The 14,385-nt window shown below is 44.2% G+C and carries 8 protein-coding genes; all 8 read right to left on the bottom strand.

The genetic code is table 11. The features are described from left to right. Window positions 1–42 precede the first annotated feature (42 nt). Window positions 43–1,968: an alpha/beta hydrolase-fold protein gene (locus SEDOR53_RS0102900; protein WP_026768361.1), complete on the bottom strand. Its 1,926-nt coding sequence runs from the start codon at window positions 1,966–1,968 to the stop codon at window positions 43–45. 25 nt (window positions 1,969–1,993) lie between these two features. Continuing rightward, window positions 1,994–3,961 carry a family 43 glycosylhydrolase gene (locus SEDOR53_RS0102905; RefSeq protein WP_026768362.1) on the bottom strand — a complete coding sequence of 656 codons (1,968 nt, stop codon included), beginning with the start codon at window positions 3,959–3,961 and terminating at the stop codon, window positions 1,994–1,996. Window positions 3,962–4,125: 164 nt separating this feature from the next. Then, a complete protein-coding gene (locus SEDOR53_RS0102910) occupies window positions 4,126–6,585 on the bottom strand; it encodes a glycoside hydrolase N-terminal domain-containing protein (RefSeq protein WP_026768363.1) in 2,460 nt (819 codons plus the stop codon). 11 nt (window positions 6,586–6,596) lie between these two features. Further along, window positions 6,597–7,583 carry a transketolase family protein gene (locus SEDOR53_RS0102915; protein WP_026768364.1) on the bottom strand — a complete coding sequence of 329 codons (987 nt, stop codon included), beginning with the start codon at window positions 7,581–7,583 and terminating at the stop codon, window positions 6,597–6,599. A 27-nt stretch (window positions 7,584–7,610) separates the two neighbouring features. After that, on the bottom strand, window positions 7,611–8,498 hold the full coding sequence (locus SEDOR53_RS0102920) for a transketolase (RefSeq protein WP_037360444.1): 888 nt from the start codon (window positions 8,496–8,498) through the stop codon (window positions 7,611–7,613). A 34-nt stretch (window positions 8,499–8,532) separates the two neighbouring features. Beyond that, window positions 8,533–9,570 (bottom strand): DUF5627 domain-containing protein, encoded by a 1,038-nt coding sequence (locus tag SEDOR53_RS0102925; protein WP_026768366.1) that lies wholly within the window; start codon window positions 9,568–9,570, stop codon window positions 8,533–8,535. Between the two features lie 30 nt (window positions 9,571–9,600). Continuing rightward, complete coding sequence (locus SEDOR53_RS0102930) at window positions 9,601–11,349, bottom strand: RagB/SusD family nutrient uptake outer membrane protein (RefSeq protein WP_037361632.1); 1,749 nt, start codon at window positions 11,347–11,349, stop codon at window positions 9,601–9,603. A 30-nt stretch (window positions 11,350–11,379) separates the two neighbouring features. Then, window positions 11,380–14,370 carry a SusC/RagA family TonB-linked outer membrane protein gene (locus tag SEDOR53_RS0102935; protein ID WP_026768368.1) on the bottom strand — a complete coding sequence of 997 codons (2,991 nt, stop codon included), beginning with the start codon at window positions 14,368–14,370 and terminating at the stop codon, window positions 11,380–11,382. Window positions 14,371–14,385: the final 15 nt, after the last annotated feature.

The following is a 14,385-nucleotide window of genomic DNA, read 5'->3' on the forward strand; positions in this document are numbered from 1 at the left end:
TTATGCAATGATTAATGTGGTTTTGAAAAAAAGCTATGCACATTATTTGAAAAGCACTTGCGCAAAATTGTAAAAATTGTTGCGCCATACCGGCCACGTATGTCCGCCATGATATTCGCTGTACGTGTACTTTACGCCCATTTCATCGAATTTTTGAAGCATGATTTTGCAGTTGTTATAAGCAATATCTTCTTTGCCGCCTACTGACACCCAAAGCGATCTGAGATTTTGATTAATGGTAGCAGTATTGTCTTTCATAAAGGCATACTGTGGATCAACAAGGGCTGGTTGATTGGCGAACCATCCCGAACTGAAAACACCGAGATAAGAAAATAGCTGTGTGTTTTTAATACCTGCATACAAGGTTTGCAATCCACCCAACGACAATCCGGCCAATGCCCTGTTTTTTGCATCTGTTTCTGTACGGAAGTTGTTCTCAACAAAAGGAATAACGACTCGCTTCAATTCGTTTTCAAATAGTCTCAAAGATGACTCGCCAAAACCGGCTAATCCCCCGCTGCTCAAGTTTCCATCCATCATTACAACGAGCATTGGCTTTGCTTTTCCTTCTGCAATCAGGTTATCCAAAATTAAATCCGTTCTTCCCTGTTCAGCCCACCCCCTTTCATCTTCGCCACCACCATGTAGAATATATAGCACGGGATATTTATCATTTGCCTTGACATCGTAACCCGGTGGGGTATAAATGAAAAATCGCCGCCACGAATTCGTAACAGCGGAATAATAACGTTTGATTCGTACATCTCCGTGCGGAACATTTTTTACCGCGTAATAACCGCCACCGGCAAAAGGTATCTCAATACCACTTGCCATCCGGCCCATGCCATAAAACGTTTCACTGGCCGGGTCGGTAAGAGCAACACCGTCAATCAACAATATATAATAATGAAAACCTTCGCCAACAGAATCAGTGGTCACTACCCAATAACCACCGGTATCTTTTTTCATGTCGTACTTCCTGCCTAAATCAATCTGCACTTTTTGTGCATCAGGTGCTTTAACGCGAAACACAACACGATTGTCTGGTAAAATTTGCGGGTACCTTGCCGAACGAACATTGGTGTATGCAGGTGTACCGAGAACTGTGTATTTCGAAAATGAAGCAGCATTTACCGGCTTAAACAAGAGCTGCGAGAACATATACAAACCGTTTTTCCAAACCTTAAAATCATGTACCCCCGGTTCGATGTAATAAATATGCGGCACTCCTTTTTGATAGAGATAATCGTGGGTTCGTTTGCTAAAAGTTATTAAGCCGTCATTATCGCCGCAGGAAATCCAAAGCAGCTTTAGCTTCGCTTTTGCTTCTTCGGGATTGGGTACCAATTCTTCCGGTCGCTTGGTGTTTGGCGCAGAAGAGAATCCACCCACCCAGGCAAATTCGTCCAAATTGCCCAGGCCAAAATTCAATGATTGTCCGCCACCCATCGACAGGCCTGCAATGGCACGATGCTCACGGTCTCCTAAAACAGGAAAAGTTTTTTCAATGAAGGGAATTAAATCGTTCAGCAAATCTTTTTCAAACGTGGCAAAAGCTTGCACTTTATCGGGGTCCATGATGTTGCCCGTTGCGCGGTCGTCTTTCATGGCCCTGCCATTGGGCATCACCACAATCATGGGTTCCAACTTGCCCCCTGCATAAAGGTTATCCAAAATTATTTGCGGCTTGCCGCCGTTGAGCCATTCTTTTTCATCCCCACCAATACCATGTAACAAATACAGCACCGGATATTTTTTCTTTTTTGAGTACCCAGGAGGTGTGTAGATAATGGCCCTTCGCACTGTACCAACTGTTTTCGACTCATAGCCAACCGTGTCAATTTTGCCATGCTGAATATTAGTACGCAACGAATCAAAACCTTGCGGCGCATGCATGAGAGCAGTTTGCGAATGGGCAAATAAGCTACCCGACAATACAAGGATAATCGCAAGCAGTAACTTTTTCATTTATGAAAAATTTTATGGTGATCGTTCATATTATACGAGGATTTGAAGATTTATTTGACCGAAAGCGAATCGAACGGACAGACACGTCTCCTGCACTTCCTTTCGGAAACTTCACAAATACAGCATGATGTCCTGAAACATTCTTCACTGCTTTGGCAAATACCTTCCAATTATTTTTGCCCCCTGTTGCGGTAATGGGTATTGTTGCAATAAGCTTTCCTGTTGTTAAATCATCCAGCCAAATTTCAAGGTTTGCTTTTGTTTTTGAAGAAGCGAGCACTTCAACAACAGATGCCACATTTTTATCCCTGCCCAGTTCAACACCTGAAATCATAAACCAGCCGCCAAGCAGTGAATTATTGGTAACCATTTTTTCTGCACCCCGGCTGATGGTTTCCACACCGTAGTAATTGCTGTAGCCTGCAGCAGGGAGAGAAGAAAATCCATCTTTGCACACAAACAGATCAAAGTCGGCGGGTTTGCCTTCGGCAAACAAGCCAATGCTTGTTCCCACCCATGAATTCCAATTGGGTTGTGCCTTATCCAAATTTACAGAACTGATGGACGATCCGACAGGTGTCCATTTTTTTCCATCGCCGCTGCAAAAAGCAGTCAAGTTATGCTCGGCTCTAACTAATTTCAGCCAAACCACATTACCGAACGAATTGGCTATTTCATGTGTTGTTGTATCGAAATTGAAAATAATTTTTTTTCCGCCATCATAACCACTGTAAAGCCGTACAAAAATTCTTTGGTTTCCGTTGGTCAGATAGATCCCTGCTTTTGAAGTTGAATTCGCGGCATTGAGGTCAACCCTTGTTACTGCAGCATAATAGTGACCTGTCTCTTTTTGCACAATATGTGTCCTCTCTGTACCCGGACTGAGCCGCAGCCAGCCCTTTCTTGCGGAAAGAGAATATTGTGCTGCCGCTTTTTGGGTTAAAAAATGCCAGCATAGATTTAAGGAATCCTTGTCGAAATAATCAGAGTCTGCGCTGCGCCACAGAATGCCCGATTGCGGAAGATTGGGTTTTACCAACGGTTCGCTTGTAGGCGCCACACCCCAGGGACGGTCGCCCTCCCAAATCACCTGGTACAATGATGTCTGACGGCCCATACCCGACCAGTCATCATTAGCTTTCCGTTCATAGCTCTGACCAATCGTCCACCAGGTGCCGTCAGACAATTGAACAGGCGCGGCGATATGGTTTGGACTTCTGAAAGCAGTATTGGTATCAGTAATCGGTTTAAAGAAGCTTCCAAGTCTTTCCCATTTAGTAGAATCACTTGTCAATGCAGAAGTCCGCAACACATATTGTCCGCCCGATACATCCCCTGCCGGAAAATAATAATAATAACCATTGCGTTTGCACATCACCGGCCCTTCAGCCCAACTGTATTGCAAATTGGCATTGATCCAATCCAAATTAATAACGGTGTCTGTTAGCTGTCCGTCTCTTCCAATTGCCTGAATCCGGTTTACTTTCTGGCCATTTTTTATCACCATGTATGGCTTACCATTATCATCAACAAAAATGGAGTTATCATAGCCAAGATTTCCTGTAGAAGGATTGGTTTTTACCTGTACCGGAGTCGACCAGGGCCCTTTGGGTGAAGGGGCTTTGGAAAACCACTGGCCATTGGACGAAAAATAAATCCAGTAAGAACCATAGAAATAAGTAATAGCTCCCTGCCATATTCCCGCCGATGGCCGGTCCGTAACAAACTTTGCTTTTGCAGGTGGAACTACCCGGCTGATCACTTCCCAATGCACTAAATCTCTCGAATGATAAATGGGCAGATAAGGTGTAAAATGAAAACTTGAACCGCAATGATAAAAATCATCGCCCACTTTCAGCAAAGTGGGATCCGGGTAGTCGCCGGGTAATACAGGGTTCACATAGGTTTTCACATGGGTATAAAAAACCGACGAATCGAAGGCCGGCGAATTTCTTTTGATACCCGCTATAAGGTTCAATGCTTTTTGAGCCATTGGGGCGTTATTCAATCCTAATAAATACAGGCAAGCAAATACAATAACTCTAAAACACATTTTTGATCTATATATTTCATGAACAGTGAAAGGATAAAGCTATATGGACAGTTTTCTATTTGATAGCTCATTTGTTGAAAAGCATGAGACAAATGTTTACAATTTTATTCCACAACCAGCATATATGTTCTTCCTCTTTGTGTGGGTAAATCATAAAGCATTGTTTCTTTCAATTGCAGGGTGGTAATATTCGCTTTAAGCGATACAATCGGCTTAGCCGTTTCTTCAGTTTGGTAAAACGGATTGACATTTTGACCTGTCGCTTTTGTCAACAGACCGCCACTACTTAACTTCATTGCATTCGGAACACGTAGCCGAAGATTACCACCTAAATTTGATTTGATTACAACCGCCACCAGTTTTGCATCTTTCCATTGCATGTTTATGATTTCAAAACCGCCTCTTGCACGCAGGCCGCTGATACTCCCCGATCGCCAAACGTCAGGAAGTGCCGGAAGCAAATGAATGGCACCATCTGCACTTTGCATAAGCATTTCGGTGATACCGGAGGTGCATCCAAAGTTACCGTCAATTTGAAACGGTGGATGCGCATCAAAGAGGTTGTTGTAAGTGCCGCCTCCTCCTTCATTGGTACCAACTGGTGTCAGTTGGTTTTGAATTAACTTATAGGCATGATTCCCATCCAGCATTCTTGCCCACCAGTTTACTTTCCAGCCCATGCTCCATCCTGTTGACACATCTCCCCTTTGCATCAGTGTATTTCGGGCCGCACTGTACAATTCTGGCGTGCGATAGGGTGATATTTGATTAGAAGGAAACAAGCCATACAAATGTGAAATGTGGCGATGATGATCATTTGGATCGTCAATATCATCTAACCACTCCTGCAATTGTCCATATTGGCCAACATGCATCGGAGCTAACCGGCTACGCATTTGTTTCAAAGTATCAGCAAAAACTTTGTCTTTGTTCAACATCTGTGCAGCACGGATCGCTGTACTGAACACATCAAAAATAATCTGGTTGGTCATCGTTACGCCGGCATCCAGTGAAGAGCCCTGGTGTACTTTGGATGCATTTTCCGGCGACTCGTCTGGACAAACCACCAGCCAGTGATACTTTGGATGTTCTACAAGAAAATCAGCATAAAATAAGGCTGCTCCTTTTAAAACGGGGTAAACCAACGCTAAATAAGATTTGTCGCCATTGTATAAATAATGCTCCCAAAGATGTTGACTGGCCCAGCCACCGCCGTTGCTCCATGCTCCCCAAAAGGCACCATCCACTGCACCAGTAGCCCGCCAGATATCGGTGTTGTGATGCGCCATCCAGCCTCTTGCGCCATACATGCTCCGCGCCGTTTCCTGTCCTGTTTCGGATAACTCTTTCACCATTCGCAAAAAGGGTTCATGCATTTCGGCCAGGTTGGTTTTTTCTGCCGGCCAATAATTCATCTCAGCATTGATGTTAATGGTGTATTTACTATCCCATGGCGGACGAATTTTATCATTCCAAATACCTTGCAGATTGGCTGGCTGTCCGCCCGGCTGCGAAGAGGATATCAACAAATAACGGCCAAACTGATAGTAAAGTGTAACCAACTGCGGATCATTAGCGGAACGAAAATTTTTTAACCGTTCATCGGTTGGATGATTGGCAGCGTCGGTTGATCCAAGGTCTAATTTTACCCGGTTAAAATACCTTTGATAAGCAGCAACGTGTGCATTTAAAATTGTGGCATACGATTTTGCATAGGCTTTATTCAGATAAGCTGCTGCTCTTTTATTTTCATCAGCACTAATGTCGTTGTAATTATTAAAGTTGGAAGCAATTGAGATGTAAATAGTTGCGGCATTGGCATTCCTGACCGCAAGGGAAGCGTCGTTTGCTGAAAGCGTACCCCCTTCCAGTTTAATGCGGGTAATGCCTTTAAATTTCATCCTGCCTGAGACGGTTTCATGATCTATGGTTGTTCCCGCAATGGTAAGGTCTTTTACCGTTGTTGTTTTCATCTCTGCTTTGGGCTGCGGGGTTGAATAAAAAGCGCTAAATGAAATACCATGTGGTTTGCTTGCGGTTAATCGTATCACAATAACACGATCCGGAAAAGAAACCAATGCTTCACGGGTATAAGTTACATTATTAACAGTGTAAGCTGTTTTTATAACAGCCTTTTCAATATCCAACTCCCTGTAATAATGGCTGTAGTTACCGGATTTTTCAAAGACAAGGACCAGATTACCTACGGGTTCAAACATTTGGCCATGCGATTTTTTTGAAATAATAACCCTGTTGGCAAGCTTCTCCGCATCCTTTTGTTTGCCATCAAATATCAGTTGCCGGATGAGGGCCAGTGAATCTAATGCTAAAGGATTATCATTCCGGTTAGGGCTGCCGCTCCAAACCGTATGTTCATTTAGCTGAATGACCTCTTTTTCTACATTGCCATAAACCATGGCGCCCAACCTGCCGTTGCCGATAGGCAATGCATTCTCCCATGTATTACCAGATGGTTGATTATACCAAAGTTTTAAGGCCGGCTTATTTTGCGGATAGCTGCTCATAGTGATGAGCAGTAAATAAAACGAAAGAAGTTGTTTCATTGAATACACAATTATAGTACAGATGAATAATCAGCGAAAACCTGCTGTTTTTTCTGTATCACTTTCTTTACGGCTTTTACAATGTTGGTTGCATCCAACCCGTACTTTTTCATTAGTTCAGCCGGTGTACCGCTTTCACCAAAACTGTTGTTTACTCCTATCATTTCCACCGGTGCAGGAAGCCTTCGACTTAACACCTGGCATACAGCATCACCCAACCCTCCATTCAGTTGATGCTCTTCCGCCGTTACCACGCATCTTGTCTTGCTTACCGAATTCAAAATCGCTTGTTCATCCAATGGCTTAATAGTATGGAGGTTGATAATTTCTGCATCTATTCCTTCTTTTTCCAGCATCTCTCCTGCCAATATGGCTTCCCATACCAAATGACCTGTGGCAAAAATACTTACATCTTTTCCTTCGTTCACTGTCCATGCTTTGCCGATCTCGAACTTCTGATCAGGGTTGGTAAACACCGGAACAACTGGTCTTCCAAACCGCAGGTACACCGGTCTTTCATAATCAGCAATGGCGATGGTAGCCGCTTTTGTTTGGTTGAAATCACATGGATTAATCACTGTCATTTCCGGCATAGCCCGCATCATAGCGATGTCTTCTAATATCTGGTGCGTTGCTCCATCTTCCCCCAGTGTTAATCCCGCATGCGAAACACAAATCTTTACATTGGTGCCGGAGTAAGCCACACTTTGGCGTATCTGGTCATATACACGGCCGGAACCAAAGTTAGCAAAGGTGGTAGCATAAGGAATGTACCCTGCTATGGCTAATCCGGCTGCCACGCCAATCATGTTGGCTTCGGCAATGCCGCATTGTATAAATCGTTGCGGATTGTTTTTAATAAGTGTATCGAGCTTTAAAGAAGCTACCAGGTCGGCACAGAGGGCAACTACATTCGGATTTGTTTTTCCTACTTCTGCTATGCCGGCACCAAAACCGCTTCGAGTATCTTTTTTTTCTGTGTAATTGTATTTTTTCATCCTTGTTCATCAACGTTTAAGCGGTTATTAATAGTCTCCGAAAGTGGCAGGTAATTGCAGGAGTGCTACTTCCAGTTGTTCATCATTGGGAGCAGCGCCATGCCATTTGTGCGTACCCATCATGAAGTCTACGCCAAATCCCATTTCTGTCTTCATCAGTATCACAACCGGTTTGTTGTTACCGGCTTTTTGATTAGCGTCTTTCAGGGCTTCTAACGTCAATTGCATATCGTTGCCGTTGGCAAGCATCACGGTCTCCCAACCAAAGGCTTCGTATTTGGCTTTTAGATCACGATTGCTCATCACCTTTTCAGTAGGACCATCAATTTGTTGCCCGTTCCAGTCAATAATGGCAATAAGGTTGTCCAATTCGTGGTGCGCCGCAAATTGAACGGCTTCCCAAATCTGCCCTTCCTGTTGCTCACCATCTCCCATTAGTGCATATACTTTTCGGTCATCATTCCTTAATTTTTTGGCATAAGCAACACCGGCTGCCACCGAAAGCCCTTGTCCCAGGGAACCCGATGCCACCCGAATTCCGGGCAGGCCTTCATGCGTTGCCGGATGGCCTTGCAAGCGTGAATTGATTTTACGAAAGGTTGAAAGCTCTTCAACCGGGAAATAACCGCGTCGGGCCAAGACAGAATAAAACAGCGGAGAAATGTGGCCGTTGGAAAGAAAGAACACATCTTCTTCCTGGCCCTCACGAGTGAATTGTAAAAAGCCATTTTCGTTTTTCGCTTCATTGATTTTCATGATTGCGAAATAAAGTGAGACCACTACATCCGTGCAGCCAAGCGAACCGCCCGGGTGTCCCGATTGGCAGGAATGTACCATGCGAACAATATCACGTCTTACCTGTGAGGCAACATCTTTTAATTGTTGTAAATCATATTGCCTGTCTGTTTGAATCATATACAGTTTTATCTTTAATAAATGGGGATTATTGTCAGTATACGACAGGGTTGAATGTTTCCATTTTCACACCTCTGTCACGCACCACGATAGTATCGGTAATTGTATGCGTTGTTGTTCCAAAGTCTACCTGGTATTTAAGGCGAAGCACATTACGTGGCTGATTTCCCCACATATCTCCATTCTTTACAAATGCACCGTTGCCGCTTATTGTATAGTTTGCTGATGCAGGATTGGTAACGGTACAATTACCCTGATTGTCAAATTTCAGCATCAGTTGAAAGGGCACATTAAGATTACTGCCTTTATTCCTGGTGGTTAATGAAATGGTATTTTGGTCCAACGCCGTAGTAACAACATTAACTATCTGATCCGTCTCTACATACTGCGTATGATAGACAACGCTTGTATCCAGCGCAGTATTTCCGTTTGCACCTTTTACCAGATCTACACCTCTTCTTAAATAAACGCCATGATAAGGATTCACATATTTAACAGCATAGAGAATATAATCTTTCGGAGTAATTGTCCAATCACCCGGTTTACGGCGGTCGGGCGAAGCCAAATCACTTTTCCCGCGCAGGACTGAATCGGCGCCACTTACCGATGTAATACGGAGTGGAATCACAAAGGTATTTTTAATAGACAGTGGGTCCTGAAAAAAAGCATCGGTTAATTGCACTTCTATTCCGCCCATAACACTCCCGGCAGGAATGGTGATCTGCATATTCTTGGCCAGGGTGTAATAATTAGACGGCATGGCAATGACATTATCCCCGGTAGGCGTTTCAAATTTTAAATGACTGGCAAGCGTCGTATCCACCATCACATTCAGCGTAATGTTCTTTTTGTTTTCATAAACGCCGCCCATGGTGGCCATAATCTGGCATTTGTGCTGGTTATCCAATGTGTTGTCATAAATATCATCTCCCATTACCAGTGTTCTTACAGGTGACTGGTAAGCGAAATAAACCGTGGTGTACTTGTAATCAGGGAATGTCTGCTCTTTATTGCATGCAGAAAGCACAAAGACAAAAGCAACAAGAGCCATGACCCAAAAAAAACTTTTCATTTGTATTCTTTTATAAATTAGATATTGCTGTTACCATCCTTTGTTTTGCCGAAGATTTGCTCTCAAAACTTCATTGTAAGGAATAGGACCGTAATACATATAATCTGCATACTGCCTGTTTTCAAGAATGTTATACGTATAAATGTTGTTGTTGATGGAGACACCTTCTGCCGGCTCAGTCAGCATTTGTTTCCAGCGGCGCAAATCCCAGAAACGGAAACCTTCAAAACTTAACTCCAGTCTTCGCTCATTGCGAATTAACGTGCGCATGTCTTCCCTGGAAGAGATGGAGGCCAGGTAGTTATCAGGCTGCGAGATGCCGGCTCTTTTTCGGATGGCGGCAATCACATTGCGGGCCGAATAGCCATGTGTACCCACACCATCAGGCCCCCAGGCTTCATTGGCTGCTTCTGCATAGGTCAAAAAGAGTTCAGTATACCGCATATGAACGGGATAGTGCTTTTGAACCGAACTGGAAGTAGGGTCTGCATTTACATCTTCCCGTAACAGTTTCCGCAGGTAATAGCCGGTGCGGGTTGAGGTGGGAAGAAAATTAACGGCATCGCTGGTGGGATTGTCGGTTTTGGTATAGAAGGTTTTATTTGACATGGTTCCACCATTTACCAGGATATAATTTTTCAGACGCGGATCGCGACCTGCATAAGGATTGACGGCTGCATAACCGCTGCCCGGGTCTGTAATCGGATACCCGTTTGCCATAGGAAAGGCATCCACCAAATTCTGTGTTGGATTCACTCTTCCATTGCCAAAAAGTGATGGTGGAAAATTGTTTATCTCCATATTGTTACTGGTTGCAATACTGCCTCGCCATAACATTTCTTTTTGATCGATGTTACTGGCCAGGTTGATGGCATTGACATTGGTTGCAGTGTAAAAAAGTGCCCCTTTCGGGTCCAGACCACTAACGCCTCCGATGCGATCCAATACATCACCGGCATAGTTGGCAGCATCCGTCCATTTAGCCGCATCTCCCTGTGGGTTAAAAGCAGGGCTGGCTGCCAGCAAAGCGGCTCTTGCCCGAATGCCTTTTACAATGCGGGCCGATAGGCGCTGCCTGTCAACGCTACCAAAAACCCGGTTATAATCGGCTATTACCGCAGCGCTGTATCTGGATGGCAGTTGCGATGTGCTGGCAATGTCCTGGTAATCCAAAGGCAGGTATTTCTCTGCTTCCGTAAGATCATTGTAGATCTGTTTCATGCACTCATCAAACGTATTTCTTGGCTTTTTGAAATCAGTATTGGGAGTGAGTACGTCTGTAATGATGGGCACACCCAATAACTGGCCGCTCATATCATTACCTGCATGCGCCTGCAAAAGATTCAGGTAGAACAATCCTCTCAGACCCAAGGCTTCCCCTTTCAGGCGGTCGCGAAACAAAGCCGATACATTTTGATTCATCGGCGACCAGTTGATGGTATCGACCTGCTGCAGAAAAAGGTTCAGGTACATGATGGCTGTATAGGAGTTATTCCATTGGTCCATCGGGTTATTGGCTGCCGACCATGCGCCTGTTGCCATAAAAAGAAATCCGTTTGCTTTATCGTTCGTGACGGCATCGTCTGTCGCCACTTCGCTAAAAGAATAGTTAGCCGTCGGAAGTCTTGTATATGCATTCATCAGGATACCTTCCTCAAAATAAGGATTGCTGGAAAGTCTTGTCTGTGAGAGGTGGTTGTCATCAAGCGGAGCAAGTTCCTTTTTGCAACCCGCAAACATGGCGGCGAGCAGAACAAGCACCCATATATTTTTATTCATGTTCATCAGTTAATTATTTGAGATTATCATTTAAAATCCGGCCCTGAGACCAACCATATAATTTCTGAATTGCGGGGCTGTGCCGATATTTAAATCCAGTATTTCTCGATTCCTGGAGAACGTAAACAGGTTAGATCCGGAAACATATACGCCTAACTCTTTGACGAATGTTTTGCGCAACACATTGCCTGACACGTTATACGTCAACTGAATCTTTTGCAGGTTAAACCGGTCTGTTTTGTACAACCAGAAATCCGAACTGCGGAAATCATTATTATTCTGTTGTGAACTGAGGCGGGGAAACGTTGCCGTTTCTTTTGTGGCAGGCGTCCATCGATTCAAGACAACCTGGGAATATTTTTTATCGCCGAAAACCCAGTAGTAGTCGTTGTTCTTCAATCCATATCCACCATTGTTTCCTGTACCCAGCAAAAAGAGATTGAAATTTTTATAGGTTGCGTTGAATGTGATCCCATAAGAAAAAGGAGCTACATAACGACCGATCATTACGAAGTCTCTTTGATCAATGATACCATCTCCGTTTTGGTCTACATATTTGATATCTCCGGGTTTTACTACGCCAAACAATTGTTTGGGGCTTTTGTCGATATCGGATTGGTCTGCAAAAAAGCCTTTACTCTGCAGCCCGAAGATGGCATCAACCGGTTTGCCGATCCTGGACTGATAAGCATCGGCATACAGCCCATCACTTTTGGTCACTTTCGAAGTGGCATACGTAGCATTCACACCCAGATTCAAATCAAGTTCCCCTATTTTTTTGTTCACGTTCAGCATTATATCAACACCGGAACGACCGTTTGCATTATAGTTGGAATAAGGAACAAACGCATTAAAATAAGTCGGATAAAGGGAGAAACGCTGCGTCAAAAGACCGTCCATTTCGTTCCAAAAGAAAGTCGTTTGCAGCGTTAGCAAGTGTTTGAAGAAAGCGCCTTCAAGGCTTGCATTCACCTCTTTTCGTTTGGGAAATGCAAGATCAGGATTGCTGCCGTAGGCAGGAAACGAGGTTTGGTTTCCTGCCTGCACACCATCATTCCAGTTAAACGTGGCTCCCCGGTTATAGACATTATCATACAAATAGAAACCGCTGATATCGAGGTCTGTGTTCAGGATACCGGCAGAGGCAGACAACTTCAGGTAATCCACCACTTTTGAACCAGACAGGAATTTTTCGGAACTAAGCAACCAGCCAAGGCTTGCCGTTGGTGAAAGGGCAGCCCGGTGGCCTTGCGGTAATTTGGTAGAATTGACATAGGCGCCGCTGAAGTCAGCCCAATACTTATGCTTGTAATTGTAGCTAAGCTGTAAGCCCACGTGTGAATTGGTGGTAGGCTGATAGATGTCGTTCGTTTTAATTGAAGAAGCATGTCCGAGAAGGGTAACCGAAAAATGATGTGCCTCATTTATACTTTTCTCATAATTGAGCCAGGATGAAAAACCAATATTCTGCATTTGCGCTGTGCCGCTGATATTTTGCGTACCCGAATGGTAATCCGTTCCATATTTCGTTAGGCTGGCAACCGAATCGGAAGAAGTGCTCCAGGTAGGAGCATAAATGGCATAGGTATTACTGATTGACTGCGTGTAAGCATTTGCATAGTCAATATTGAATAGCGTATGGAAAGACAATCCCTGCAAAAGGTTTTTCAGGTTCACATTAATAGCGTTGGTCACCTGGAAGGAACGTTGCACGAATTTGTCGTACCCGCCAAAATACAAGTCGGCAATTGGATTGGTAGCATACTGCTGTGTTCCACCCAGCAGGTACTGGCCGTTAATAATATTGCGGTTGGCTTTGATGTATCCCTGTGAGGTTGCATCACTTCCCGATATCAAGCTCAGGGGAATCAGCGGCGTAAAACGTTGCGGCAACAGCGTGGCGGCATTGCCCCAATAATTGGTGCGGCCGCGGCGGCTGTCGTTAAAAATAGTGGAGATATCAATTGTGCTGCTGATGTTATCATTCAGTTTTAAATCAATGTTGCCTCGTATATTAAACCGGTTATCGCCTTCATTTTTCCCTTCTCCGATATTCAGCAACGTAGAGCTGTTTGACCATCCGATATTGGAATAAAAACGGGCTGTGTTATTGCCTCCTGAAAACTCGGCATTGGTATTCGTTGTGTTCAGGTATTTTTTGAGATAGGGTGATGAATAATAATCTACGCTGGGAAAGCGATAGGGGTTACCTGTTTGGTAGTTTTGAATGGTAGTTGCATCATACATGTCTCCGAGTCCGTCGTTGCGGCGGGCTTCATTGTAAAGCGTCATGTAATCCGAAGAGTTAAGAAACTTAGGCAATGCTTTGGGCGTAGCAATACCGGTATTCACCCGGAGATTTACTTTATGGGTGTTAGCTTCTCCCTTCTTGGTAGTGATGAGGATAACTCCTTTGGCTGCCTGGCTGCCATACAAGGCTACGGCATTCACACCTTTTAATACGGTGATTTGCTGCACTTCATTCAAGGTCACATCATTGAAGTCGCGGCGAACGCCATCAATCATCACAATGGCGTTTTCCATGCCCCAAATATTGTTACTCCACAACAAGCCTGCTGCCCTGCCGTTTAGTGCGTCTTGTACAGTAAGGTTATAATCCCGGTTAATGAATGTTCCGGGATTCAATACTGTGATTGTACCCGGCAAATCCTGTTTGTCAACTTTATTGTAGGGCACATTCACTTCATTGTTGCCGCCCTCTCCTGCCAGTACAATACTTTCCGGCACTGCACCTGCTCTCAGGCTTTGCATTTTAAACCCTTTGGCGTTGATCATAACAACAGAGTGGGCAGCCACGTTGATGGAGAAATGTCCTGCTGCATCGGTAAAAACGGTTGTTTTCCCTTCGTTACCGGCAATCAATGCACTTGAAATTGGTTGTCCTTTCGCATCAAGAACAGTTGATTTTATATTCACTTCGTTCGCATGCTGGGCCTTCGTATCCTCACACAAGCATAAGAATAACGCACAGACAGCGATCCACATTTTGATATAGTTCATTTGATTTGCTTTAAA

Source organism: Asinibacterium sp. OR53 (assembly GCF_000515315.1).
In the GTDB taxonomy this organism is placed as follows: Bacteria; Bacteroidota; Bacteroidia; order Chitinophagales; family Chitinophagaceae; genus Sediminibacterium.